We start from the raw sequence: 26,200 nt of genomic DNA on the forward strand, positions 1-26,200 counted from the left end.
AATTTGAGAATTAGCAAATGGGGACGGAAGAATAAAATAGTGAGTATAATTAGTAAATTAACAAATTTGAAAATTAGCAAATGGGGACGGAAGAATAAAATAATGTAGATATAGAGAGCTTATAGGAAAGACGGTGCAAGCCGCACGGGCAGGTGTGAGCCACACGGGCAGTCGTAGCACGACAGGCAGATAGTGTGAGCCACACGGGCGGATAAATAATTAACGAACAAAGAACGAACAAAGAACGAACAAAGAACGAACAAAGAACGAACAAAAGACGGTGCGAGCCACACGGGCAGATATAGAAAAGACGAACAAAAGACGAACAAAAGACGAACAAAAGACGAACAATGAACGAACAAAAGACGAACGAATGACGAACAAAAGACGAACGAATGACGAACAAAGAACGAAGGTAAAGTGGGGGTAAGTTAAAGCTAAGATAGAGATAAAAAGAGGGTGATTAGTAGATTTCAACTTTACTAAAATTTGAAACTTTGGCAAAGTTCGTTTTGGAAAGAGGGGGTAAACCGCACGGGCAAATAAAGAATGAAGGTAGGAAAGTCGGTTTTGAAAAGATAAAGAAAGGGTGATTAGAGATTTGTAAAAAGGGATATATATTACTGAAAATCAATAGATATTATATATGAGTAAAAAAGATTTTCGATATTAGTGAATTTATACATTATTTTTTCTTATTTTTGCCGTTCTAAACAAACTCATCATTATGATAGACGCACACAAATTATCTATTGGTTTACTACTACCTATTGAAGCATACGAAGGGGCTATTCCTAAAATGGAAAACCAAGTACAACTCATTCAGCGAGCTGAAATGTTAGGCTTTAATGCTGTGTGGGTGCGTGACATTCCTCTATACACTCCTGATTTTAACGAAGTAGGACAAATGTTTGACCCGTGGATATATTTGGCACACATTGCTACTCTTACCCAAAGTATTAAGTTTGGCTTTGCGAGTGTAATACTACCACTGCGTCACCCTTTACACGTAGCCAAAGCTTCGGCGAGTCTTGACGTGCTATTTCCGAAGCGTTTTATGATGGGAGTTGCTTCTGGTGACCGACCTGTAGAATATCCTGCTTTTAATGAACTTTATGAATCACGGAGTACTCGTGTATTGGAGCATATGGCTATGTTACGCGACTTGTGGAGCAAAGAGTTCCCTACCTACAACAATGAGTATGGTACCCTAATGGAAAAAATGGGTGATGTAGTGCCTAAGCCCTTGCATAAAAATATACCAATGTATGCTACAGGGCACATAGGAGGAGTGAATTTGGAATGGATTGCGAAAAACTCGGACGGGTGGATTTACTACCCAAGAGATTTTGCTTTCACAAAGAAGGTAATACAAGACTGGCACAAAGCTCTTAAACAAGAAGGAGAACCCTCTAAACCTTATATTCAACCTGTGTATATTGACCTAAAAGATGACCCTGATTTTGAACCAGAGAAAATGGACTTAGGTTTCCGTTTAGGACGTAACTATTTATTGGATATGTTCTTAGAACTCGGGAAAATAGGGGTTAACCATATTATGCTCGTACTAAAATACTGCTCTCGCCCTGCAAGTGAAGTGCTTGAAGAAATAGGAAAAGAAGTATTGCCACACTTGAAATAAACGCAAATTATGACCATTACTCAATACCAATATGTGTTGGCTGTGGCGAAGTACAAGAACTTTACTACCGCTGCTGAACACAGTTTTGTTACCCAGCCTACCTTGAGTATGCAAGTGCAGAAATTGGAGGAAGAATTGGGGGTTACTATTTTTGACAGGAGCAAAAAGCCTTTACAGGTTACTGAAATAGGAGAACAAATCGTTAAACAAGCCCAAGTAATTGTAAATGAAGCGGGGAGAATGAACGATATAGTAGCGCAACAAAAGGGGTATATAGGAGGTGAGTTTCGCGTGGGAATTATCCCTACCGTCTCCCCTACTCTACTACCTATGTTTCTCACTAATTTCATCAATAAATACCCTAAGGTATGCCTAAAAATTGAGGAGCAAACTACTGAAAACATCTTGAAAAAGATAGAGGACGGGAGTTATGATGCAGGAATTTTGGCAACCCCTCTGCACAATCCGTCGATAGTAGAAAGACCGTTATACTATGAGCCTTTTGTGGCTTATATTCCACAAAATCACCGTTTGCAAAACTCTAAGACTATCTATTCTGAGGATTTGGATATCAACGATATATTGATGCTTGAAGACGGGCATTGTTTTAAGGACAGTGTACTGAATATCTGCAACCAAGATGTGATAGACTCAAAAGAGCACTTCCAACTAAAAAGCGGTAGTTTTGAAACCTTGGTACGCTTGGCTAACGAAGGCTTAGGAATGACTTTGTTACCATATTTACACTCTTTGGAACTGAAAGAGGAAGAAAAGAAACGCATTCACTATTTTGCTGAGCCTTACCCTGCACGCGAAATCAGCTTGGTATATCACAAAAACGAACTAAAAATGCAAATCATCAAAGCTTTACACGACACTATTGCAGGGGTTATACGAGGGGCTATTGTTTTCCAAAATGTAAAAATTATCAGCCCAACAAGAGAAAGGCACAGAATTTGATAAAGCTAAGAGCTAAGAATTGAAAGTTAGCTAAATTATTAAAAAACAATTTTAGAATGAAAAATATTTCAGCAGTATTATTTTTATTATTTATTTCATTTGCGTCTTGTAGTTTTACAAGTAAGAAATTTGACAATCCAGATAAAGACAAGGATAGAGTGCTTTTGGACATTGTACAACACGTACTGGAAAATGCGCATTTTAGTCCGATAAAAATGGACGATGCTTTCTCTAAGAAAGTATTTGACAGTTATTTGAATAATATTGATGGGCAGAAGCGTTATTTTCTACAATCGGATATCAACGAGTTAAAAAAGTACGAAAACCGTTTGGACGACGATTTGAAAAACGGAGAAATTGCATTCTTCAACCTTTCTTACGAACGCCTCAAACAACGTATGAAAGAAGCAGAAGCAATTACCAAAGCTATCTTTGCTAAACCAATCAACCTGAATACCAATGAAACGATTAATACCGACTATGAGAAGTTGCCTTTTGTAAAGAACAAAGCTGAGTTACAAAACCGCTGGAAACAAGTAATTATTTTCACTACACTTTCCACTTATATCACTAAACAAAAGGAAGAAGCGAGCAAGAAAGAAAAGGACGCTAAATATCAGCCTAAAACCAATGAGGTGCTCAAAAAAGAATCGATAGAAGCTACTCAAAAGACATTGGCTGATATGTTCAGTATGTACAACGACATCACTCGTGAAGAGTGGTTCAGTATGTTTGTGAACGCTATTACTGAGACTTTCGACCCCCACTCCAACTATATGGCACCAGACATCAAAGAAGGTTTCGACCGAGATATGTCGGGTAAGTTTGAAGGTATAGGGGCACAATTACAAAAGAAGACTGATGGAATTGCTATTACCAATGTGATTTTGGGAGGGCCAGTATGGAAAGGTAAACTCCTTGAAGTAGGCGACCAAATCCTAAAAGTAGCACAAGGAGCCGGTGAGCCCGTAGATGTAGTAGGAATGCGTTTAGACGATGCGGTAAAACTTATTAAAGGGCCTAAGGGCACTGAAGTACGCCTTACCGTAAAACGCGTAGACGGTACAATAGTAGACGGTACAATAGAAGTAGTGTCTATCATTCGCGATGTGGTAGAAATTGAAGAAACTTATGCCAAATCGGCAGTGATAACTGCTAATGGTAAACGCTATGGACTTATCAACTTACCTAAATTCTATATCGATTTTGAAGATGTAAACCAACGCAATGCTGCGACTGATGTGGCTCTTGAAATAGAAAAGCTCAAAAAAGAGAATATAGACGGGCTTATTGTAGATTTACGTACCAATGGAGGGGGCTCCTTAAAAACAGTAGTGGATATAGGAGGTTTATTTATTCCTAAGGGACCTATCGTACAAGTAAAATCGTCGCGCGGAAGTCGTGATGTGCTCTCTGACAACGACCCTAAGACACAATGGGACGGTTCGTTGGTAATCCTTACCAATGAGCTTTCGGCATCAGCCTCAGAGATTTTGGCAGCGGCTATGCAAGACTACAAACGCGCTATCATCATAGGTGGTAAACAAACCTTTGGTAAAGGTACCGTACAAAGTTTTGTAGACCTTAATAGTTTCTTGCGCCAAAACAATTACGGCGACCTTGGTGCTATAAAAATTACTATTCAGAAGTTCTATCGTATCAACGGAGGGTCTACTCAGCTAAAAGGTGTAGAAAGCGATATCGTAGTGCCTGATAAATACAAATATATTGACATAGGCGAACGCGATATGCCCAACGCTATGCCTTGGGATAAAATAGAGCCTGCTAAGTACACTCCTTGGACTAACAATGCTAACTTTGATAAGGCAATAGAAAACAGCAAAAAACGCATTAGTGAAAATCAATACTTAAAGCTGATTGACGAAAATGCTCAATGGATAAAACAACAACAGAAAGACAACGTTTTTCCTCTCAACTACGAAGCTTACAAAAAAGTAATTGAGAAAAACGAAGAGCAATCTAAAAAGTTCAAAGCAATTAACGATTACAAATCTAACTTGAAATTCACTTCAGTAGCTTCTGATGAGGCTAAAATAAAAAACAGTGAAGACTTGAAATTACGTCGTGATCGTTGGCACGAAAGTCTTGAAAAAGATGTGTATATAGATGAAGCTGTGAAAGTATTGGAAGATTTGAACAAATAAGACAATAAGTAATACATTATAAAAACATTGGCAGAGCGAGGAGCTTTGCCAATGTTTTTATTTTGGGTATATGGGAAATTTGTTATACCTTTGCACTACATTTTGTCTGTTACCTAAATAGAAATGCGTTTTAAGATACTTAGTATTATATATAGAAATAAGAACCACCCCCACTACAAAAGGAAAAATAGACCATAGATAATAGACTATAAAAATATAATGAAACAACGACTGATATTTATCGATGTAATACGCGCTTATGCCATCTGTATGATGTTACAAGGACATTTTATCACCGCTTTACTTGCTGAATCATACTGTGACGAAAATAACCCTTACTATCATATTTGGCATTATTTCACAGGTATTACCGCACCTGTATTCCTTACCATCTCAGGCTTTATCTTTACCTATTTGCTCATTCGAGAAGGCGAACGCAGTGGTGTAGGACTCAAGAACCCACGTGTAAAGAAAGGAGCAAAACGCGGATTAATGCTTATAGCTGTGGCGTGTATTTTGCGGAAAAGCATCTATTTCGTAGATATTTTGCATTGTATAGGGTTAGCTCTCATCATAATGGTAGGACTCTACTTATTAGCTAGAAATCACGTGAGGCATTTCCTTCCTACAATGCTCATCGGCATTACTTTACTACTTTTCACTTTCAACGAAACCTATAACCAATATGAATACTCTTGGTTACCCCAAGTAGTAGCCAATTACTTCACTCCAAAATACGGTACTTTCTTTACTATTTTTCCGTGGTTAGGCTTTGTAACCTTAGGAGGCTTTATGGGATCGCTATTTTACTATTACAGAAACACCAAACACTTATATACAGTATATACACTACTACTTATTGGCATCGGAGCCATTTTTCACTTCCAATATCACACATTTCACTTCTTATACAGCATTACAGGGTGGGGACACTTTGAAAGTTTAGCACGCAATGGCTTTCTTTTTTTGAGAATGGGTGATACTCTTTGGACATTTGCTGTATTTGTAATCTTACGAAATGTACTTACTGCCCATTTTTTACAACGTATAGGGCAAAATACCCTTTCTATTTACATCATTCACAGTATTGCGCTCTATCACTTTATTCCATATTTCAACTTAGACCATTATCTTCATAAAAGCTTAAATCCTACCCAAGCTGTGATAGGTGCTATTGCCTTTGTGATAGGTATTTTAATTCTTTCATTCTATTATCACAAAGTCAGCAAATATATAAAAGAAAAATATTTAAACAAGAAAACCATTGAGAAATAAAATGGCAGCCATAGAAATCTTTACCAGCAGTCAAAAAATGTATGGAGCTCCTATCAGTATTGCAAGTTCCACAATGAAAATCAGTCATAAAGAACTTGTTTCGCTACTTTTAGAAAGTTTAGCTACTTATAAATAAAGATAAAAATCAGTAAAAATATACATTTAAAAACTTTACGTAAAATTTTATCTTCATTCGTTTGTCTTTATCTTTATCAGAAGAAAAGTAATGAGAAAAATAATCATTGATTTATAAGTCTTTACTTTTTTATTTACAGAAAATACAATAAAAAAGTTTAAAAAAATTTGGAATATAATAGCAAATGCCCGTATATTTGCACTCGAAAAATTATTTATATCATTGTAATTGCGGGAGTAGCTCAGTTGGTAGAGCGTCAGCCTTCCAAGCTGAATGTCGCGAGTTCGAACCTCGTCTCCCGCTCTACAAAAAAAGCCTGATAACAATATGTTATCAGGCTTTTTGTTTATCATTTCTATTTTTATAACATTGTATGCTTCCTGAGCTTCATTGCTAACTCCCAAATAGCAATTCCTGCACTTACCGAAATATTCAGAGAATGTTTAGTACCATACTGTGGAATTTCTATCACCTCATCAGAAGTTGAAACCACTTCTTGTTCCACTCCTTTTACCTCATTGCCAAAGATAATAGCATATTTTTGCTTTCCGTTAGGCTGAAAATCATTCAGCATTGTGGAATTTTCAGCTTGCTCAATGCTAATAATATAAACATCTTGCTCTTTTAGCTTTTCTACTGCCGAAAGTGTGTTTTCTACATATTCCCACGCCACACTATCAGTCGCACCCAAAGCTGTTTTGTGAATCTCTTTGTTTGGAGGAGTGGCAGTAATCCCACAGAGGTATATTTTTTCAATTAAAAAAGCATCGCAAGTGCGAAAAACAGAACCTATATTGTTCAAACTTCTCACATTATCCAAAATTACTATTAAAGGTGTCTTTTCTGCCTTCTTAAATTGCTCAATATCCAACCTATTGAGCTCACTATTTGCTAATTTTCGCATATTAGAGTCTGTTTACTTTATCTACTCCTTTAATGTTTTTAATATCTTGCATCAATTTCTTTAAAGTTGCATTATTGTTGATAGAAATAGAAACTTTCCCGCTGAATACATTGCCTTCGGTATCAATATTAATGTTGGTAAGTTTTACAAATTTGCTATCCAAAATCACTTTTGAGATATCGCTGATGAGTCCATCGCGGTCAATACCACTAATTTTAAGACTCACTTTGAAATCTCTTTCATCAGATTTTACCCATTTGGCTTGAATGATACGATAAGCGTAATTCGATTGCATCGAAATAGCATTCGGGCAAGTTTTTTTGTGTACTTTCACCCCTTCGTTGATAGTAACGAATCCAAAAATGGGATCACCAGGGATAGGATTGCAACATTTTGAAAAAGTATAGTCTAACGATTCTTCTTCTTTGCCGAACACAATGCTATCATAGTGAACGTTGGGCGAATAAATGGGTTCGTCGGTAGGTTTTTTTACTGCTTTATTTTTGAATAAGCCAAAGAAAGACGTGCGATGCGATACAAAGTCTTTCAACATTTGGTTGCTGATTTCTCCCGTGCCTGCTTGATAGTAAATATCTAAGCTCGTCTTTGTTTTGAAGTAACTCACCATCTCATTCATCACTTCCTCGTTGAGAGTAATCTTCAATTGTTTTAATTTTCGTACTAAAATCTCTTTTCCTTCGGCGGCAACGGTTTTTGTCTCTTCTTTTAAAGCATTTTTTATCTTACTACGAGCTTTGGCTGTGGTGGCATAGTTGAGCCAGTTTTTAGTAGGTTTTACATTTTCGGCAGTGATGATTTCCACCGTTTCGCCACTCTTTAACACATAGTTTAAGGGCACTAATTTATTGTTTACTTTAGCTCCCCGCGTTTTTAAGCCCACTCCTGTATGGATATAAAAAGCAAAATCTAAGGGAGTTGCGCCTTTCGGGAGGGATTTTATCTCGCCATTAGGGGTAAAGACGAAAATCTCTTTGGAATACAAGTTGAGTTTAAAGTCTTCTACAAAGTCCACCGCATTTGCCTCGCTGTTTTCAAAGATTTCTTGCAACCTATTAAGCCACATTTCGATGCCTTCTTCTTTTTGGTTGCCGTGCTTATACTTAAAATGGGCTGCATAACCTTTTTCGGCAATTTCGTGCATACGTTCGCTGCGTATTTGCACCTCTACCCATTTGCCTTTTGGACCCATTACGGTAATGTGTAAGGCTTCGTAACCTGTAGATTTGGGTGAGGAAATCCAATCGCGCAATCGGGTGGGATTGGGACGGAAGTGGTCGGTAACAATAGAGTATATTTTCCAAGCCAAAAACTTTTCTTCGGCTGGTTCACTTTTATAGATGATGCGAATCGCAAATTTATCGTAAACTTCTTCAAAACTCACGCCTTGCGATTCCATTTTTCTGTAAATAGAATAGATTGATTTAGGTCGCCCTTTGATGGAATAATCAATTTTTTGTTGCGTCAAAGAAGTTTCTACGATTTTGGTAAACGCCTCAATGTATTCCTGTTGTTCTTCTTTGGATTCCTCCATTTTGTTTAGGATACTATTGTAGCGCTCAGGGTCAGTGTATTTAAGGGCGAGGTCTTCTAATTCTGTTTTGATGTTATACAAACCAATGCGGTGAGCAATAGGTGCATAAATATAGAGTGTTTCCGAAGCTATTTTGGCTTGTTTGTATTCTGCCATCGAATCCATCGTTTGCATATTGTGGAGTCTGTCAGCAATTTTGATGAGAATCACACGTACATCGTCGTTCATCGTGAGGAGGAGCTTTCGGAAGTTCTCGGCTTGTAAAGAGATATCATTTTCACGGCTCATACTCGAAATTTTGGTAAGTCCTTCCACAATATGTGCTACAGTGTTACCAAAAAGCCGTTCCATATCTTCAATCGTATAGTCAGTATCTTCTACTACATCGTGTAGCAAAGCCGACGCAATGGCTACGGCGTCTAATCCTATTTGTGAAGCAACAATTTTAGCTACGGCAATAGGGTGAAAAATGTAAGGTTCCCCACTTTTTCGGCGTTGGTTTTTGTGCGCATCAACAGCGGTGTCAAACGCCAAGCGAATGAGCTTTTTATCTTCATCACTCAGGGTTTGATAGCTGATACGCAAGAGTTCTTTATACTCGCGCGCAATGGCTTTATTTTCTTCTTCTAAGTCGATGTTTGTTTCCATAGCAAAGAACAAAAGAGGATTTTCAAAAATCTATTTAATAGTAGCCGATAATTTGCGGAGTTTGATAGCCGTAAGGATTTTTTTGGTATACAACGGGAAGTCGGCACCGAGAAGCCAACCAAAATATCCTGGTTCTTCGTCAAAAATATCTTCTACACGTTTACCTTTGTGTTTCCCAAAGGTAAAGATTTCTTCGCCTTTGTCATTATAGCCAATAAACCCAGCAAAGTCGGCTATTTGTTTGCGATAAGTAAACTCGCTGAGCTTTTTGATGTTGTTCTCTAAGTTGTCATAACGGTCGAGCTGGGCTTTGAGGATTTCATAAGTGGCATTGGTATCTGCCGAAGCCGTATGCGCATCAATAAGGTCTTTACCACAATAGAATTTATAGGCTGCTGAGAGGGTGCGCTGTTCCATTTTGTGAAAAATAGTTTGTACATCTACCGATACGCGGTTTCCCAAATCAAAATCTACTTCGGCACGCAACATTTCTTCGGCAAGTAAAGGAATATCAAAGCGGTCGGAATTGTAGCCAGCAAGGTCGGAATCTTTTATCATATTATGAATTTGCTTGGCAAGCTCTTTAAAAGTAGGCTCACCCGCAACGCGCTCATCGGTAATGCCGTGCACATCTGAGGCAGCTTTGGGGATAGGAATAGTAGGGTTTACCAACCACGTTTTGCTTTCCTTATTGCCATTGGGGTAGACTTTCAAGATAGATATTTCAACAATTCGGTCTTTGGTAATATCGATGCCCGTAGTTTCAAGGTCAAAAAAACAAATAGGTTTTGATAATTTTAGTTCCACGATTTTAATGAATAGTTAAAAGTTAAGAACAAATAATTTAAGATAAAAAAATTATACTTCTTCTATTTCGGCTGAGAGTCCCGCATTAAGAAGCGCGGTGCAGAGCGGTTTAAGGAAGCTATAACTTCCTGATTTTACATCGCATTTTCCTTTGAAATGCACAATAATAGCGCATTGCTCGGCTTGTTCAAAGGTGTGATGACAAACCTTTACTAAGGTATCGATAACGTGGTCGAAGGTATTGACATCATCATTGTATAAAATGAGATGACATTCGCCTTCTAAAAATTCCGTTATATCACCTTCGTCAAAAGTTTCTTCTTGATAATTATTTCGTAGCATAAATTGTTTTTATGATGATACAAAAGTATAGTAAATAAATGAATTGTGCAAATGCTTAACCGATATAATGGGATTTTAGCAAAGGTTATAAGCACAAAAACGCCAAAAGAAAGTGCCTTCTTTTGGCGTTTTGTCCTTTTTTTACCATAGCATTACTTATCGGTAAGTCCGTTTTTAGCTTTTTTCTTGCCGTAACGTTTTCCCATTTCGTCTACCAATGCTTTTACCGAAGCGTCTTTCTTAGCCGATGTTTTCAAATAGGTATATACCTCATTGGCTGTTTGCATAGCATCGGAAGAAGCAGCATAAATGGTATCGTCGAGCTTTTCGAGCAAGGAAGCTACCAATACGCGGATATCCCACAATTGGTCTATTAAATGCACATCGTTTTCAAACTCAGCTTTGTTAAACGATTGCAATAAATATTGTGGAAAATGATTGGCGCCACGCAAAGCGAGGTTTACAAATTCCACACTTTTTTGTCCCATAGAGGCACCGCCTCTTTTTTGATCTGCTGGCAACGCTATTAAAAAGTTCAAGAGCTGTTGCACTTCTGAAAGTTTTGTTTTTACACTTTCTTTATCAGTTTCTGATAAGGTTGCATTTATCAAATTTCCCATAGTAAAAATATTTAATGGGTTAATAACGCCACAAAGGAACGAATTTTTGTTTGGAAAGACAAATATTTTAACAAAAATTTAACAAAATCATAAACATGATAATTAGTTTGAATAAATTACATTATAATATCATACTTTAATAAATAACATATTATTAATTAAGAAAAAATATTCCTATTATTAGAACAATATTTTTCAACTTCTAATAGCCAATTTTCATACCAATACCAAGTTCCAGATACAGATGTCCCAAATCCTTTATTTGGATTTTTTGCATCTTTTTCTTTCCATAAAAGAGTATGCTCATACATCCTAAATCTCCTATAACCTTTTCCATTTATTATTGAAACTATTTCTTTTGGCAAAAATTTTTTCCTTTCTCTCTCTTTAATAAGAATGAGTTCTTTATTCAATCCTTCTGCCTCTGGACTGTCTTTCTTAATAAACTCTATTACTTTATCAGCTTGTCCCTTATGATTTGCATTCTTTGGAACAAAAAGCACTCTATAAGAATATCTTATATCATTATAATCTTGATCTGAAAGTTTTTCATCATAAACATTTATATAAGTAGCAATATTTTTAGGTAAATCTGAAAAATTTCTCAGTTGATTCAAATGTTCTTCATTTATTGTAGAAAATTGCAAAGAAAATGATAAATGTTTATCAATTCCATATTGTTCTCCAAAAAGATTTTTAATATAATTATTATAATTCAAGCAACACGCTTGAAATCTTGCACTTAAATATTCATCAATTCTTGTTGTCATTTGATGTTCTATCTCGTGACGTAAACCTATTAAAAATTTTAAATTATGTTTTGTATTCTCATCAATAGGACAACTATCATCATCTAAACATCTTTCTAATTCCCAACGTTTAAATGCTTTATATTTGGTTTTATCATATTTTTTTCTTTGATTTTTTAAAGTATAATATCTATAATCAACATTCATTTTCTTATAATATGCATGTAGTAAATACATCCAAGATATATTAGATAAAACTATAAAACTTTCTGATTTAAACATCATATTAGGATTATTAAAAATCTGTACTGCCGAAAGCATTGCTTCTCTTGATTTTATCAATAATTCATCTTTTAATGATTTCATTTTTCTTTTTCTTATTTTTTCCATAGTATTTAAATATATTATAAGTTACTAAATTATACCATTAATCATATAAAGAATTTTAATCTATTCAAAATAAACAAATCAAACATTTCGAAGAAAAAAAATTTTTTTTCTTCGTTTATAAACATCATCTACTTTAATTTCAAACTTTGGCAAAGTTTGAGATTTTGGAAAAGTTGATTGCTAAAATATTGCCTATGCAATCTAATTTTTTTGATTTCTTAATCTAAAACATTGTCTCTTTAATCAAAAATATTGTTTCCTTAATCGACCTTTCTAGCTTCTGTAAGCAATATAGATTGCTTCTGCAATCTAAAATATTGTCAACAAAAGCAAAAATATTGCTTCCATAATCTAAAATATTGATTATGGAAGCATTCAGTTTGATTATGGAAGCTATCGGGATAGCAACAGAAGCTAAAATATTGCTTCTGTAAGCTATTTTTTAGCATAAAAAAGCATTTTTTTACACAATTCTATCAATTACATTGGTATTGGAGAGTATTACCAAAAGGTCGTCTTTGCTAAGTTTAGCATTTGGGTCGGGTGTTACGTTCATTTTGCCATCAGAATGCTTTATTGCCAAAATATTTATCTCATACTTGTGTCGCAAATTGAGTTCCATCAACGATTTTCCTATATAACTCTTGGGTACTTTTACTTCATAGATAAAATAATCTTCAGCAAACTTAAAATATTCTATAATGGTAGGTCGCAAAACGGAATAGGCTACTTTTTCGCCCATTAATTCCTCTGGAAATACTACTTGTGTAGCACCTATTTTGTATAAAACCTTTTCTTGTGTGTGGTTTACGGCTTTGCAAATGATGTTTTTTAATCCCAATTCCTTTAACTGCAAAGTAATAAGGATACTCGCCTGAATATTATCGCCTACGCTCACAAAAGCAGTGTCGAAATCGTCTTTCACTACATTTTTGAGGGCAATTTCATCGGTAGCGTCCAAAATCACAGCTTCATCGATGATATTTTCACTGAGAGCTTGCTTAATAACACTCTCACGCGAATCTATTGCTAGCACAGTGGCTTTGTTCTTATAGAGTGTTTTGGCTACCGATTTGCCAAACTCTCCTAATCCTATGACTAAAAAATTCTTCATAATCTATCCTATTAAAATATTTTCTTTTGGGTATTTGTAATTTCCTTCGGCACGTGGTCTCGACAAGGCGAGCGCAATGGTAAGCGGTCCTACCCTGCCTAAAAACATTGTAAATATCAAAATAAATTTTGAACTGTTGCCTAATTGTGAGGTAATTCCGGTAGAAAGTCCGCAAGTGCTGAATGCCGAAATGAGTTCGAAAGCTATTTTTGTAAATTCTAAATCGGGTTCTAAGACTGTGAGTATTACAATCATTGTAATCACATACATCATCGCAATAAACACGAGTGCAGATGCTTTATTAAAGAGTTTCCAAGAGATGCGTCTCTTTGAAAATTCGATATAGTTCTTATTGAGTAATGCTGTTTTAATACCCAGAAATAAGATGCCAATAGTAGTAGTTTTCACGCCAGAACCTGTTGAGTTTGGCGATGCCCCTATAAACATAAACGTTACGCAAAAAAGAATGGTGGCACTGCTTAAATGCTCCAACGGAATCGTATCGAAACCTGCTGTACGCAAACTTACAGAGTGAAAAAAGCTAATAAGCATCTGTCCAAAGAAACTTTTCCCGTAAAGTGTGTGATAATTTTTATATTCTAAGATAAAAAACAAGAACGTACCCGCAACGAGCAAGATTATTGTCATCAAAATTGAAAATTGTGAGTTAATATCGAGTCTTCGTCTCTTTTTTCGCAAGTATTCATAGGATTGAATAATAGTTGTAAAGCCTAAACCACCAAAAATAACCAAAAAAGCGATAATAATATTCACAAAAACATTGTAAGTATAACCTTCGAAGCTATGAGGAAACAAAGAAACACCCGCATTACAAAAAGCTGATACCGAGTGAAACACCGAGAAAAATAACGCTTTCCCAAAAGGGAATTCTTGAATGAAAGAAATAAACAAACACAACGCTCCTGTAGCTTCAAAAAGCAAAGTAATATACACCACACGCTTTGCTACGGCATAAATATCGTAACTTTTGTTGTGATTAAGCCCTTCGGCTACTATTTTTTTAGTATAAAAACCGATGCGTTTAGCAATAAGCAATACTAAAACAGAGGAAATAGTAAGCACTCCCAATCCGCCAAACTGAATAAGCACCAATAAAATGAGTTTCCCGTAAATAGTAAAGGTCGCTCCTATATCTATCACCGAAAGACCCGTAACGGTAACCGCCGAAGTAGCTGTAAAAAGCGCTTCGAGGAAAGAAATATCTTTCTGAGGCGTATGTGCAAAAGGCATCATCAAAAGCAAAGCACCTACGACTATTAAGCCTATAAACGAAAGCATTATGAGGTTATATGGTGATATTTTTTTTAACATTAGGTTCAATTTTTATTGTTTATCCATCTGAATGGTACGAATAGGGAAAGGTATATTTATATTATGTGCATCAAAACACTTCTTGATAGCCATTATAGCTTCTGATTTATACAAAAAAGACTCAGAAAGTTTCTTGGAAGGAATAGTAAAATACACAATAAAATTAATAGAACTATCGGCGAACTCAGTATAATAAAAAGAAATGGTAGTATCAAGCTCTTTTTGTTTCATCATCTGCCGAATGGTAGTTTCAGTAAGCATTTTCACCTGCTCCAAATCCGATTCATAACCTACACCACAAGTAACTAATACATTGGCAGTATCACTTTCAGAATAATTTTTCATAGGATTATCAACTATAAGCTTATTGGGTATCGACACATAGTTCCCGTCAGCCATTTTAAGCTTGATAGTACGCAAATTTATATCTTCAATAGTACCTGTATAGCCCATAGTTTCAATTTGATGTCCTATACGAATGCTCTTACTAAAAGATAAGGTAATGCCTGAAAAAGTATTGCTAAGCGTGCCCTGTAATGCCAAACCGATAGCTAAACCTGCTACTCCTGCCCCTGCCAAAATGGTTTTAAACATATTTTCGAGGTCTAAAATATTTAGCGAAAACATAAAGAAGGTAATAACTACCAACACAGAAATAATATTGCCAAGCATTATGCGTGAAGAAGGTTTTACACCACGCTTTTCTAAGATACGAATGGCTATTTTTTTGATAAGTCTAGAAAGATAAAAACCTAAAATAAAGACTAATAAGGCTATAACGATATTAGGTGTTTTATCGATGAAGAGTTGAATCCATAGATGTATTTTTTTAGTGAATACTTCTATAATATTAATGTAATCATTTACTATTCCGTTTTCCATTGAGTCTAATAAGTTTGTTTTACCAAATGGCAAAAGTACAAAATATATTGTTGATAGGCACTTTTTTGCTATTTATTACATAAATGAGGCTGTCTAATCTTTTCAGACAGCCTCATTTTTGGAAGTTTTATTCATTTATTAACGTGAATAATTAGGAGCTTCTTTGGTGATGGTAATATTATGGGGGTGGCTTTCGGTAATTCCGCTTGTAGTGATGCGCACAAAGCGACTCACGGCTTGCAACGTTTCGATATCCTTGGCACCACAGTATCCCATACCTGCGCGCAAGCCTCCGATGAACTGATGCATACTTTCTTGTAGTTCGCCTTTGTATGCCACGCGCCCTACAATGCCTTCGGGCACAAGTTTTTTGATATCGTCTTCTACATCTTGGAAATAACGGTCTTTACTACCTTGGTTCATCGCTTCTACCGAACCCATACCGCGATAAGATTTGTATTTTCTGCCTTCGAAAATGATAGTTTCCCCCGGTGATTCCTTAGTGCCGGCAAGCAGAGAGCCAAGCATCACACTATTGGCACCTGCGGCGATGGCTTTTACGATATCGCCGGTGTAGCGAATGCCTCCGTCGGCAATCACAGGGATTCCTTTACCTTTAAGAGCGTTTGCAACGCTCATCACCGCTGATAATTGAGGATAACCCACGCCTGCTACCACTCTGGTAGTACATATAGAGCCTGGACCTATGCCTACTTTCACTGCATCAGCGCCATTTTCAGCCAAATAAAGAGCAGCCTCGGCAGTGGCAATGTTTCCTACCACTACTTCTAAGTCGGTAAACTTGCTTTTTACGGCTTTAAGAGCATTCACTACGCCTTTTGTATGTCCGTGAGCTGTATCGATAACTACAGCATCAACTCCTGCTTGTACAAGAGCTTCGGCACGGTCTACTACATCGGTAGTAACCCCTAAGGCTGCTGCTACGCGCAAGCGCCCTAAGTTATCTTTGTTAGAAATAGATTTTTCTTGCAAATTGGCAATGTCTCGAAAGGTAATAAGACCTACTAATTTGTAGTTTTTATCTACTACGGGGAGTTTTTCTACCTTACTGCGTTGTAAAATACCCTCAGCTTCCTTCATAGAAGTGCCTTCGTTGGCAATCACGAGGTTTTTAGAGGTCATTACTTCGGTTATTGGGCGATTATTATCGTGTTCAAAGCGCAAATCGCGGTTAGTTACAATGCCTTTTAAGATTCCGTTAGCATCAACAATGGGGATACCGCCAATATTGTTTTCTTTCATACAACGTTTTGCATCACTCACCTTGCTGTTTAAGGGAAGCGTAACAGGGTCGATAATCATACCGCTTTCGGCACGTTTTACTTTGCGTATTTGTTTGGCTTGCTCCTCAATAGTCATATTTTTATGGAGCACTCCTATGCCTCCTTCGCGTGCCATAGCTATAGCCATAGCAGCTTCGGTTACAGTGTCCATAGCCGCTGAGATAATGGGTACATTCAGGGTGATGTTACGGGTAAAACGTGAGGTTATCGACACTTCGCGAGGTAATACCTCAGAATAATTGGGGATAAGAAGGACATCATCATAGGTAAATCCTTCGTTAATAATTTTATCTTGGAAATTCATTTTAAAAAAGAGAATTTAGTTGCGTGCAAATGTACTTCTTTTTTTATATACGAAGCAAATTTTTCAAGTATTTTAAATCAAACAAATAGAGACGATACTCTTTATATCGTCTCTATTAAGGTTACAAATTCTTTTGCTTTACTTGATAAACTCTTTGATAGGCACTTTTTGGAAGTATAAATCTCCATCACCTTCGTAAAGAATACCTATATATTTATTATCTATTACTGTAAGACAAGAATAGCCCATAGCTGCTTGCTCATACAACAATACTGAAGCAAGTTTATCCCAAGTATTACCTTCGTCTTTACTTGTTTTGATAGTCATATTTACTCTATCCTTTGCATCATTAGGATTAGAGAAGAATAAATACTGTTTTCCCTTTTTATCTTTATAAGAAATAATGCTTGCCATACAATTAGGTTCGGTAAGAGCAGTGCGAGAGGTATTGTGCTCTACCCACGTTTTGCCCATATCGGCAGTAACAGCTACTGAACGCCCGTGATAGTTATCAGAAAGCTCATAATTAGATCGATTGCGGTCGTCGCGCATATTGAGCATTAACGTACCATCAGAGAGTTCTACCACTTGAGATTCAGTTGTGTGTGTTTTAGCTCCTGTACCTACGTGCCACGTTTTTCCGTGGTCTTTACTGTAAATAATAGTTGAATGAGGCACTTGATCTTTATCTTTAAACTGACCTGCAAATACCAAAGTACCATTGCTCATAGAGATACCTCTTCCAGGTCCTTGGAAAAAGAGCCTCCATTCGGGATTTTTGATTTGAGAGGTGATATTGATAGGTTCACTCCACGTTTTACCATCATCTTCACTTTTTACTACTACTATTTGTCCTGTTTCCTCAGGAGTCATTCCACTTTTAGAGCCCCACCAACTCATTGTTTGAGGATCTAAGCCGTGCTGCCACAAGCCCATCACCCAAATAGTATTGGTTTGCTCGTCTACCAAAACTGCAGGATCTCCTACCCCATTAAGGCGGTTAGTTTTTCCTCCCCATTCCCCCATATCAATCACTTTTTTCATAGGTTCCCACGTTTGTCCGCCATCAGTACTGCGACTCATTCCTACATCGATATCTTCTTGCAAATCCTTGCAGTTGTTGTAACGATTGTCGTAAACGGCTATCAGCGTACCCTTATTAGTGGTTACAAGCCCTGGTATACGGTAACATTCTATCCCGTCTTGTTTACGCTGACGAAGCGCAATAGCAAAACGTTGTCCTTCTTTTTTAGCATTGCTGAGGGTGATTTTTGCCTCATTAGTGATGAGTTTTACCTTTGATAAGTACAGTTTTTGCAAGAGGTCTGGTTTTTGAGTAGTACGAGCAGAAATCCAAACAAAAAGGGTATCATTAGTAGCTTTGAAATTTCCTTGTAGTTTGGTGTTGCAACCAAGATTTGAAGTTTTAGCAAAAAGTGTTGCTTGTTCTCTTTTAGCGTTAGCACCTACATAAACAGAGAGTTCTGAAAGATTGAGCTTTTTACTCTTAAACTGCAAAGAAAGTTCTTTTACCTCTGTTCCTTGCTTTATAGGTAGTACAAATGAGGTAATAAGATTATCTTTATCAGTAGCCAAAGGCATTTGTGTTTGAGTAAAAGTCATTCCTTTTTGGGCATAGCCAAAGCTAAGAAAACATAATGCAATAATGGTAAATAGTTGTTTCATTTGTTAATTTATTGATTTAGAGATTGATTATTAATATTATAGACTTTGACAAAGTTGTGATGTAAATTCATACAATATTATGCTTTCTTTACATATTGAGTAAGGATAACGATTTGTTGTCCATCAACTTTGCCTTCTATATATTCAGCATTTTCGGGGTCGAGAGTGATTTTGCGCACAACAGTACCTTGTTTAGCTGTCATACTAGTGCCTTTTACTTTCAGGTCTTTGATAAGTACTACATTATCACCATTAGCGAGTATTGCCCCATTGCTATCTTTGTGAATTACCTTTTCGCTCTCTTCCAAATGGTCATCGGAAGCCTGGGCAAAAGCCAATTCTTCCTCATCTAAATACATCATATTGAGAAGGTCGAGCGACCAGCCTTCGTTTTTGAGTCGGTTGAGGAGACGCCACGCCATTATCTTTACAGGGCGGTGTTCGCTCCACATACTATCGTTGAGGCAACGCCAATGGTTGCTATCCATCGTTTCGGGATTTTGTATTTGACTAAGGCAAGTACCACATACCAAAAGGCTATCATCTGTACTTTCGTTTCTAGCAGGAGGCACAGTATATACACTTAGGTTTTCAGTAGCTCCACAGAGCTCACAACAATTACCACTACGGGATTTTAGTTCTTGTAACATCTTAATTTAATTTGTCGATTTTCAATTAATCAATGTGCAAATATAGAGAGTTTTCTCTGAACTACAAAAAAAGAGGCACGAGCTACAAGCTCGCGCCAGCGTGTGATGATTTTTATTATAAAAACTCTACTTTTAAATAATTGATTTTACCTTCTGAATTTAGTTTTGCTGTATCTTTACCTTTAAAGGCAAAGAAAGTACCATCTTTTCGTTTTCCTGAGACAGCCCAATGAGTTTCAAGAGTATTTTCAGCAACTTTAATGGTTTCCCAAAGATGTTTTGTAGTTTTATTTCTTTCAAAGAATTGTTTAAAAAAAGAGATTACTGCAGTTTTACCTTTCATTTGTGAACCATCGGCACTTAACATTGTAATATCTTCAGAAAACAAAGCTATTAACTTATCAAAGTCTGCTACACTATTTCCTGCATAATCTGACAAATAGAAATACTCATCGAGAACTGTCCAATTTTTAACTTCAAAAGACAATTTATCAAATATTCTTTCCTCAGTACCGAGCCACATTACGGAGTTTGCCATATCTACAAATTTGAGTTCATCGGCACGGAGGTCGGCTAAGGCTTTTTGCCCCTCAGGAGTGTTTCGGGCTCTGAGAAAATCGTCTTTACTTTCATACCACAATTCACCCATAGCATCAAAGGTAAAAGGGAGGGTTTCTCGCTGTGTAGACGATTTTTCATCAGTAGGTTGAAAAGGAAATGTTTTAGCATAATCCTTTATCAACAGGGCTTCTTTATAGTTTATTACTTTTTGAGAATGTGCTTCCCATAGTTTTATAAATTCTTCTGTGCTAAGATGCTGTTTCTTGCGCACAAACATTATAATCTTAAACATATCAATATAAGTTATCAGAATAATTAAAAGATTATCTAAAAAAATTGTAAGGGATTTTACAAAACGTTTCTACAAAATATATTGTAAAAATACCTAATTATCATTATATTCAACTTTGCCAAAGGTCGTAGCACGACAAGCTACTAAAACCTTTGGCAAAGTGTAATGGTGTTCATTTATTAATTTGCTAATTTGTTAATTTCCCAATTTCTCTTTACAAAGTCGGCAAGTTCTTTACCTTTAAGGAGACCTTGTGAAAGTCGTGCTAAATCAAAGGCTTGCTTGATAAGGCTTTCTTTTTGAACTTCGTCTTTAGAGTGGAGGATAGCATCGGCTAAAGGAGAATTGCTGTTTACCACTACGTGATATACTTCGGGGAACCCTCCCATAGCGAACATACCACCTCCTCCGGTAGCACTCATTTCCTTCATACGGCGCATAAATTCAGGTTGATTGATAACAAATGGCGTATCATCACTGTCTAAGTCTTCTAACTGCACCATATAGCCTTCTTTAGGAATTACCTTCTCGATTTCAGCTTTCAGCGTGTTTTTCTCTTCGTCAGAAAGTTTGGCAATGATAGGTTCTTCTTTTTGTATCAGCTTAGCTACAGGAGCAGCATCTACACGAGTGAAAGTAAGTTTCTCATTATCACTTTCTAACTTCTGTACCAAGTGCGATACGATAGGGCTATCCAACAACAACACTTCGTAGCCTTTTTCTTTGGCTTGCTCAATAGCTGTGTATTGCTGTTCTTTATTTTGAGCGTATAACACTACCAAAGTACCGTTTTTGTCGGTTTGTTCAGCTTTTATTGCTTCTTTTAGTTCTGCCAAAGTGTAATACTTGCCATCGGTAGTGGGGTACAACATAAAATCAGCTGCTTTTTCGTAGAATTTATCATCGGTAAGCATTCCATATTCGAGCACTATCTTAATGTCGTTCCACTTGTTTTGGAAGTCGTCGCGATTATTAGTAAAGAGTGATTTCAGCTTATCAGCTACCTTACGAGTGATGTAATTAGCAATCTTCTTTACATTACCATCGGATTGGAGGTAAGAACGCGATACGTTTAGCGGAATATCTGGCGAATCTATCACTCCTTTGAGCATTGTTAAAAACTCGGGCACTATACCTTCGACGTTATCGGTAACAAATACTTGGTTTTGATACAACTGTATGCGGTCTTTCTGTAACTGCATATCGTTAGTAAGTTTAGGAAAATAGAGAATACCGGTAAGGTGGAACGGATAATCTACGTTTAGATGAATGTAGAAAAGAGGTTCATCGAACTGCATTGGATAGAGTTCGTGATAGAATGCCTTATAATCCTCATCTTTCAAATCGGCTGGCTGTTTTGTCCAAGCAGGATTAGGGTTATTTACAATATTATCGACCGTTACATATTCCGTTTTATAATCCTCAGGGGCATTTTCAGGACGAGGTAACGGCTCTTGTTTTGTACCAAATTTAATTGGGATAGGCATAAAGCGGTTGTACTTGCGCAACAACTCTTCGATACGGAAGTCTTCCAAAAACTCAGTAGAGTCATCGGCGATGTGCAAGATAATTTCAGTACCGCGTTCGGTGCGCAGGTCGGTTTCCTCTAAGGTAAATTCAGGACTACCGTCGCATACCCAGCGCACGGCTGGAGCATCGGTATAGGATTTGGTGATGATTTCCACTTGTTTGGCTACCATAAAAGCAGAGTAGAAGCCCAATCCAAAATGACCTATCACTCCGGCGTCTTTGGCAGTATCTTTATATTTCTCCAAAAACTCCTCAGCTCCTGAAAAGGCAATTTGGTTGATGTACTTTTCGACCTCTTCAGCAGTCATACCGATACCTTGGTCGATTATATGGAGGGTTTTATTGTCCTTATCGACCTTCACTTCGATGATAGGGTTCCCATATTCTACTTTTGCCTCGCCTATAGTAGTGAGGTGTTTCAGTTTAAGGGTTGCATCGGTAGCGTTGGAGATGAGTTCGCGTAAGAATATCTCGTGATCGCTGTACAAGAATTTTTTAATGAGTGGAAAGATATTTTCCACAGAGACGTTTATATTTCCTTTCATTTTTATTTAGTTAAGAAGTAAGAGATAAGAGGTAAGACTCGTATCTCTTAATTTGTTATTTACTAGGGGGAATATAGCGAAAAGAGTACCAAAGTAGGAGGAGGTGACAAAATGGCAGGTGAGAGGTCGTAGCACGACGGGCAGGTGCGAGCCGCACAGGCGGATAAATAATTAACGAACAAAAGACGAACAAAAGACGAACAAATGATGAACAAAAGACGAACAAATGATGAACAAAAGACGAACAAAAGACGGTGCGAGTCGCACGGGCAGATAGAGAAAGGACGAAGAAATGACGAACAAAAGACGAACAAAAGACGAACAATGAACGAACAATGAACGAACAAATGACGAACAAAAGGCGAACAATGAACGAAGAATAAATGGTGATAAAATAAAGGTAAGGTGAAGATATAATATATCAAGTTTTAACTTTACCAAAGTTTGAAATTTTCGCAAAGTGAGGACAAATATCTTGCAAAGTGTTGTTCAATAAAGGTTTTTTCCTATCGATGTTGATAAAAAGAGGTTACTTAGTTTTTTTATTCCTGTAAAAATACTGTACCTTTGTCCGCTGAATACAAAACCTTACAGCAATTAGATTATTGAGTTATGTTTTTATTTTTTGATTTTAGCTTTCACCCTACCATAGAACTATCTTTGCCTAATGCTTATTTAGCCGAAAAACAAAACGGATACGCCTCGTTTTACAAGAAAGCTACCACAGAAGTATTACATAGTTTGACTAACTTTGAACCATCAGAAAGTGAAAAAGAGGCTTTAAGTATCGTAAATAGTCTACAACCTAATATTCTACATCAAAAATACATCAAAAAAGGGGATAGTTTTGAAGAAATATACAAAAATACCCAAATAAAAAAGCACATTCAACAACAAATAGAAGAAAAAACAGCTGAATTACTTTCTATTATTGCAGAAAATAGTTTGTTTATCACTACTAACTACAATCACAAAGACGATATCAGTAAGAAAATACTACCCATAAGCACGAATATAATTGAACCTTTATTGGAATTTACAAAAATTGAAGGAGGTATTAGTTATCGGTTGTTGTTACAGGAAGACGATGAAAAATTATTGCCTTGTGAAAGCCATATCGAACTGCTGAACAACTCATACGCTTGGATTGTACTCAAAGGGCAAGTAGTGCGAGTAGCACATATTAAAGCTTCGCACCTTAAACCTTTTTTGAATAAAGAAAGTACCTTTATTCCCGAAAAAACTTTTCCCGAATACTTCGAGAAATTCCTTAAAAAGGTACTTAGAAATGCACAGGTAGAAGCAAAAGGCTTTAAAATTATTACTCAGAATGAATTAAAAAGTAGTGAATTGGATATTTTATACGATTTCTTTGCCAATCATTACAAAATATACATACACTTTGATTACAATGGTTATACTTTTGACAGTAATCAAGCGAAAAACAATCAGTCGAACTTAGAAATAAGCCCCAATAACGATATAAAAATATATAATTACCAACGAAATAAAAAAGAAGAAACAAGAAAGTATCGCCTTTTGGAACAGTTAGGTTTTGTGAACGACGGAGGTACTTTTTCAGTTGAAAGTAAAGACCCTTTTGCTTCGTATTTTCATCTGTTGCACTGCAAAAAAGATTTGGAAGAAGCAGGTTTTGGCTTTCATACTTTCAGCATAGAAGGTGGAAAAGAGATAAGTGAACATCTGCCTGAGCTCATTTTTGCAGAAACAAGTACCGAAAACGATTGGTTTGACCTCAATATAAGAGTAAAACAAGGAGAAAATAGCTTTCATTTTAAAGATTTAATCAAGAATTTAAAAGAAAATAACCCTATTTACTTACTTCCTGATGGGAAAGCCTTCATTATTCCTCAAGAATGGTTTAGTAAGTTTGGTAGTATTGCCAAATATGCACAAATTAGGCAGGAGAAACTGCAAATTAGCAAGAGTAACTATGCACTTTTGGAAGCTGTACCCGAGATAAAACCTCAGAACTTAGTAGAAAAAGTGAGTTATACCCCCTCGCCTAACCTACGAGCTACCTTACGTCCGTATCAAATAGAGGGTGTGGAGTGGCTTTTACAACACTATTACAATGGTGTTGGGGCGTGCCTTGCTGATGATATGGGACTGGGGAAAACACTACAAACCATTGCCTTATTGGTGGCTATACACGATGCTTTACCCGAAAAAACGATTGAAACTGCCGACCTTTTTTCAGGAATAGAAAAGAGTAAAGAGGCTCTAAAAGTATTGGTTATTCTGCCTTCATCGCTCATTTTTAATTGGTATGACGAGACTAAAAGGTTTGCTCCACATTTTAAATGCACACAATACGTGGGGGCTGACCGAAAAGTAAAAGCCAAACGCTTAGGCAATTACGATATGGTTTTTACCAGTTATCCGATAGTAGAACGCGACGTGGAACTGTTCCAAAAGTACGAATTTAGGTATATCATTTTAGATGAAAGCCAGCGTATTAAAAACAAGAACTCAAAGACATTCAAAGCAATACATACCTTAAAAGCGACTCATCGCATTGCGCTGAGTGGGACACCTATTGAGAATTCACTCAGTGACTTATGGTCGCAGATGCAATTTATCAATCCGAATATACTGAAAAGTTATACTTCGTTTTACAAGAACTATGAAGTGGAAATCAGCAAAAAGAAAAACACACAAGCCTTAGAGGAGTTAAAGACCATTATCAGTCCGTTTTTACTAAGGCGGACAAAGGAGCAAGTGCTTGACGATTTGCCAGAAATGGAAGAGCAAATTATCTACTGTCCTATGAGTGAAGCCCAGCACAAATGGTATGAAACAGAAAAATCGAAAGTGCGTAACCAACTTTTACAAATTAATGAGCCAATCACTGAATTTAACACCCTAAATATGCTAATGAGGCTTAGAAAAATAAGCTTACACCCTAAATTAGTAGACAAAGAGAGTAAAATTGCATCAGGAAAGTACGAAGAAGTGATAAATTATATGGAGGAATTGCTACAATCATCTCGAAAAGCACTTATTTTTAGCAGTTTTGTGAGTCATTTAGCACTTTATGAAGAATGGTGTAACAAAAAAGGGATAAAATATGCCAAACTAACAGGCGAAACACCTTCGTTTGAGCGCAAGAACCAAGTAGAGATGTTTCAGAACAATCCCAGTATATCGTTCTTTTTCATTTCGCTTAAAGCAGGTGAGGTAGGGTTAAATCTCACGCAGGCATCTTATGTTTTGTTATTAGACCCGTGGTGGAATCCGTTTTCTGAAAAGCAAGCTATTGGGAGGGCTCACCGTATAGAGCAACAAAATAAAGTGAACGTAATACGCTTTGTGAGCAAGGATACCATTGAGGAAAAAATCATCAAATTACAGAAAAGTAAAACAGAACTTTCCGAAAACATTATCGATGAAAATCACATCATTAAGGAAGTAATGGAACAAATTAATAGCTTATTGGAATAATTTTTGTGCAATATTTTATTGTTAATTATCAATTATTTTTTACCTTTGCATCATTATGAAGATTAGATTATTTAAATTACCAAAAAACAAGCGCTTTAACTATACTCCTCGTTATTACGAAGGGAAGGAAGAAGGTAACCCTTTTGAGATGGGCTCACGCATTCGAAAAGACCGCGAAACTGTGACGAAGCACTTCACGGAAGAATGGCGTTCTATCCGCAGTGAGAGTCGCAACCGAAAAAACGCAGGGGTAAACAAAACTTTTTGGATAGTGTTATTAGTATTAATATTGATAACTCTTTACTTCCTTGACTTTGATTTATCAATATTCAGAAGACATTAACA

At 36.6% G+C, this 26,200-nt stretch carries 23 protein-coding genes and 1 tRNA gene; 10 read left to right on the plus strand and 14 right to left on the minus strand.

Features of this window, described 5'->3' with window-relative positions:
• Nucleotides 1-280: 280 nt before the first annotated feature.
• From COCH_RS12090 to COCH_RS00030, 7 genes are all read left to right on the plus strand, one after another.
• Nucleotides 281-430, plus strand: a complete 150-nt coding sequence (locus COCH_RS12090) for a hypothetical protein (protein ID WP_167524715.1) — start codon at nucleotides 281-283, stop codon at nucleotides 428-430.
• A 297-nt stretch (nucleotides 431-727) separates the two neighbouring features.
• Nucleotides 728-1,642, plus strand: coding sequence for an LLM class oxidoreductase (locus tag COCH_RS00005; RefSeq protein ID WP_002672655.1), 915 nt, complete (start codon nucleotides 728-730; stop codon nucleotides 1,640-1,642).
• A 9-nt stretch (nucleotides 1,643-1,651) separates the two neighbouring features.
• Nucleotides 1,652-2,602 (plus strand): hydrogen peroxide-inducible genes activator, encoded by a 951-nt coding sequence (locus COCH_RS00010; RefSeq protein ID WP_012796815.1) that lies wholly within the window; start codon nucleotides 1,652-1,654, stop codon nucleotides 2,600-2,602.
• Nucleotides 2,603-2,658: 56 nt separating this feature from the next.
• Nucleotides 2,659-4,767 carry a carboxy terminal-processing peptidase gene (locus COCH_RS00015; protein ID WP_012796816.1) on the plus strand — a complete coding sequence of 703 codons (2,109 nt, stop codon included), beginning with the start codon at nucleotides 2,659-2,661 and terminating at the stop codon, nucleotides 4,765-4,767.
• A gap of 219 nt (nucleotides 4,768-4,986) precedes the next feature.
• On the plus strand, nucleotides 4,987-6,042 hold the full coding sequence (locus COCH_RS00020) for a heparan-alpha-glucosaminide N-acetyltransferase domain-containing protein (RefSeq protein WP_012796817.1): 1,056 nt from the start codon (nucleotides 4,987-4,989) through the stop codon (nucleotides 6,040-6,042).
• A gap of 1 nt (nucleotide 6,043) precedes the next feature.
• A complete protein-coding gene (locus tag COCH_RS12565) occupies nucleotides 6,044-6,178 on the plus strand; it encodes a hypothetical protein (protein WP_012796818.1) in 135 nt (44 codons plus the stop codon).
• Between the two features lie 230 nt (nucleotides 6,179-6,408).
• A tRNA-Gly gene (locus tag COCH_RS00030) sits at nucleotides 6,409-6,481 on the plus strand.
• 58 nt (nucleotides 6,482-6,539) lie between these two features.
• On the opposite strand, the gene COCH_RS00035 is transcribed toward COCH_RS00030, so the two are convergent.
• The 14 genes from COCH_RS00035 to htpG all read right to left on the minus strand — a co-directional run bounded on the left by COCH_RS00035 (nucleotide 6,540) and on the right by htpG (nucleotide 22,390).
• Entirely contained in the window at nucleotides 6,540-7,082 is a 543-nt protein-coding gene (locus COCH_RS00035) for an RNA methyltransferase (protein ID WP_012796819.1), read from the minus strand.
• 1 nt (nucleotide 7,083) lies between these two features.
• Entirely contained in the window at nucleotides 7,084-9,282 is a 2,199-nt protein-coding gene (locus COCH_RS00040) for a RelA/SpoT family protein (protein ID WP_012796820.1), read from the minus strand.
• Between the two features lie 30 nt (nucleotides 9,283-9,312).
• On the minus strand, nucleotides 9,313-10,089 hold the full coding sequence (locus COCH_RS00045; RefSeq protein WP_012796821.1) for a 3'-5' exonuclease: 777 nt from the start codon (nucleotides 10,087-10,089) through the stop codon (nucleotides 9,313-9,315).
• A gap of 51 nt (nucleotides 10,090-10,140) precedes the next feature.
• Complete coding sequence (locus COCH_RS00050; protein ID WP_012796822.1) at nucleotides 10,141-10,431, minus strand: ATP-dependent Clp protease adaptor ClpS; 291 nt, start codon at nucleotides 10,429-10,431, stop codon at nucleotides 10,141-10,143.
• A 152-nt stretch (nucleotides 10,432-10,583) separates the two neighbouring features.
• Entirely contained in the window at nucleotides 10,584-11,051 is a 468-nt protein-coding gene (locus COCH_RS00055; protein WP_002672685.1) for a hypothetical protein, read from the minus strand.
• A gap of 158 nt (nucleotides 11,052-11,209) precedes the next feature.
• Nucleotides 11,210-12,190 (minus strand): DUF3644 domain-containing protein, encoded by a 981-nt coding sequence (locus tag COCH_RS00060; protein ID WP_012796823.1) that lies wholly within the window; start codon nucleotides 12,188-12,190, stop codon nucleotides 11,210-11,212.
• Between the two features lie 463 nt (nucleotides 12,191-12,653).
• Nucleotides 12,654-13,304, minus strand: coding sequence for a potassium channel family protein (locus COCH_RS00065; RefSeq protein ID WP_012796824.1), 651 nt, complete (start codon nucleotides 13,302-13,304; stop codon nucleotides 12,654-12,656).
• 3 nt (nucleotides 13,305-13,307) lie between these two features.
• A complete protein-coding gene (locus COCH_RS00070) occupies nucleotides 13,308-14,636 on the minus strand; it encodes a TrkH family potassium uptake protein (RefSeq protein WP_012796825.1) in 1,329 nt (442 codons plus the stop codon).
• Nucleotides 14,637-14,648: 12 nt separating this feature from the next.
• A complete protein-coding gene (locus tag COCH_RS00075) occupies nucleotides 14,649-15,518 on the minus strand; it encodes a mechanosensitive ion channel family protein (RefSeq protein WP_009417816.1) in 870 nt (289 codons plus the stop codon).
• A 138-nt stretch (nucleotides 15,519-15,656) separates the two neighbouring features.
• Nucleotides 15,657-17,126, minus strand: coding sequence for an IMP dehydrogenase (gene guaB / locus COCH_RS00080; protein ID WP_012796826.1), 1,470 nt, complete (start codon nucleotides 17,124-17,126; stop codon nucleotides 15,657-15,659).
• 138 nt (nucleotides 17,127-17,264) lie between these two features.
• Nucleotides 17,265-18,812 (minus strand): sialidase family protein, encoded by a 1,548-nt coding sequence (locus tag COCH_RS00085; RefSeq protein WP_012796827.1) that lies wholly within the window; start codon nucleotides 18,810-18,812, stop codon nucleotides 17,265-17,267.
• Nucleotides 18,813-18,889: 77 nt separating this feature from the next.
• Nucleotides 18,890-19,462, minus strand: a complete 573-nt coding sequence (locus COCH_RS00090) for a PhnA domain-containing protein (RefSeq protein WP_012796828.1) — start codon at nucleotides 19,460-19,462, stop codon at nucleotides 18,890-18,892.
• 115 nt (nucleotides 19,463-19,577) lie between these two features.
• Nucleotides 19,578-20,315, minus strand: coding sequence for an EthD domain-containing protein (locus COCH_RS00095; protein ID WP_012796829.1), 738 nt, complete (start codon nucleotides 20,313-20,315; stop codon nucleotides 19,578-19,580).
• Nucleotides 20,316-20,494: 179 nt separating this feature from the next.
• Nucleotides 20,495-22,390, minus strand: a complete 1,896-nt coding sequence (gene htpG, locus COCH_RS00100; protein ID WP_012796830.1) for a molecular chaperone HtpG — start codon at nucleotides 22,388-22,390, stop codon at nucleotides 20,495-20,497.
• 204 nt (nucleotides 22,391-22,594) lie between these two features.
• Here htpG and COCH_RS12570 point away from each other — a divergent pair, with 204 nt between their 5' ends.
• The 3 genes from COCH_RS12570 to COCH_RS00110 all read left to right on the plus strand — a co-directional run bounded on the left by COCH_RS12570 (nucleotide 22,595) and on the right by COCH_RS00110 (nucleotide 26,198).
• Nucleotides 22,595-22,729, plus strand: coding sequence for a hypothetical protein (locus COCH_RS12570; RefSeq protein ID WP_262481556.1), 135 nt, complete (start codon nucleotides 22,595-22,597; stop codon nucleotides 22,727-22,729).
• Between the two features lie 273 nt (nucleotides 22,730-23,002).
• Entirely contained in the window at nucleotides 23,003-25,855 is a 2,853-nt protein-coding gene (locus COCH_RS00105; protein ID WP_012796831.1) for a DEAD/DEAH box helicase, read from the plus strand.
• A 55-nt stretch (nucleotides 25,856-25,910) separates the two neighbouring features.
• Nucleotides 25,911-26,198, plus strand: a complete 288-nt coding sequence (locus COCH_RS00110; RefSeq protein WP_009421394.1) for a hypothetical protein — start codon at nucleotides 25,911-25,913, stop codon at nucleotides 26,196-26,198.
• The last annotated feature ends 2 nt before the right edge of the window (nucleotides 26,199-26,200 follow it).

Origin of the sequence: Capnocytophaga ochracea DSM 7271 (assembly GCF_000023285.1) — a bacterium.
Taxonomy (GTDB): Bacteria; Bacteroidota; Bacteroidia; order Flavobacteriales; family Flavobacteriaceae; genus Capnocytophaga; species Capnocytophaga ochracea.

Bases quoted from the DNA above. Each gene is read 5' to 3' on its own strand.
- COCH_RS00110 (WP_009421394.1), top strand. From the start codon at position 25,911: ATGAAGATTAGATTATTTAAATTACCAAAAAACAAGCGCTTTAACTAT.
- COCH_RS00075 (WP_009417816.1), bottom strand. From the start codon at position 15,518: ATGGAAAACGGAATAGTAAATGATTACATTAATATTATAGAAGTATTC.
- COCH_RS00070 (WP_012796825.1), bottom strand. From the start codon at position 14,636: ATGTTAAAAAAAATATCACCATATAACCTCATAATGCTTTCGTTTATA.
- COCH_RS00005 (WP_002672655.1), top strand. From the start codon at position 728: ATGATAGACGCACACAAATTATCTATTGGTTTACTACTACCTATTGAA.
- COCH_RS00085 (WP_012796827.1), bottom strand. From the start codon at position 18,812: ATGAAACAACTATTTACCATTATTGCATTATGTTTTCTTAGCTTTGGC.
- COCH_RS00010 (WP_012796815.1), top strand. From the start codon at position 1,652: ATGACCATTACTCAATACCAATATGTGTTGGCTGTGGCGAAGTACAAG.
- COCH_RS00060 (WP_012796823.1), bottom strand. From the start codon at position 12,190: ATGGAAAAAATAAGAAAAAGAAAAATGAAATCATTAAAAGATGAATTA.
- COCH_RS00095 (WP_012796829.1), bottom strand. From the start codon at position 20,315: ATGTTTAAGATTATAATGTTTGTGCGCAAGAAACAGCATCTTAGCACA.
- COCH_RS00015 (WP_012796816.1), top strand. From the start codon at position 2,659: ATGAAAAATATTTCAGCAGTATTATTTTTATTATTTATTTCATTTGCG.
- COCH_RS12570 (WP_262481556.1), top strand. From the start codon at position 22,595: ATGATGAACAAAAGACGAACAAATGATGAACAAAAGACGAACAAAAGA.
- COCH_RS00090 (WP_012796828.1), bottom strand. From the start codon at position 19,462: ATGTTACAAGAACTAAAATCCCGTAGTGGTAATTGTTGTGAGCTCTGT.
- COCH_RS00065 (WP_012796824.1), bottom strand. From the start codon at position 13,304: ATGAAGAATTTTTTAGTCATAGGATTAGGAGAGTTTGGCAAATCGGTA.
- COCH_RS00040 (WP_012796820.1), bottom strand. From the start codon at position 9,282: ATGGAAACAAACATCGACTTAGAAGAAGAAAATAAAGCCATTGCGCGC.
- COCH_RS00050 (WP_012796822.1), bottom strand. From the start codon at position 10,431: ATGCTACGAAATAATTATCAAGAAGAAACTTTTGACGAAGGTGATATA.
- guaB (WP_012796826.1), bottom strand. From the start codon at position 17,126: ATGAATTTCCAAGATAAAATTATTAACGAAGGATTTACCTATGATGAT.
- htpG (WP_012796830.1), bottom strand. From the start codon at position 22,390: ATGAAAGGAAATATAAACGTCTCTGTGGAAAATATCTTTCCACTCATT.
- COCH_RS00035 (WP_012796819.1), bottom strand. From the start codon at position 7,082: ATGCGAAAATTAGCAAATAGTGAGCTCAATAGGTTGGATATTGAGCAA.
- COCH_RS00055 (WP_002672685.1), bottom strand. From the start codon at position 11,051: ATGGGAAATTTGATAAATGCAACCTTATCAGAAACTGATAAAGAAAGT.
- COCH_RS00020 (WP_012796817.1), top strand. From the start codon at position 4,987: ATGAAACAACGACTGATATTTATCGATGTAATACGCGCTTATGCCATC.
- COCH_RS00105 (WP_012796831.1), top strand. From the start codon at position 23,003: ATGTTTTTATTTTTTGATTTTAGCTTTCACCCTACCATAGAACTATCT.
- COCH_RS12565 (WP_012796818.1), top strand. From the start codon at position 6,044: ATGGCAGCCATAGAAATCTTTACCAGCAGTCAAAAAATGTATGGAGCT.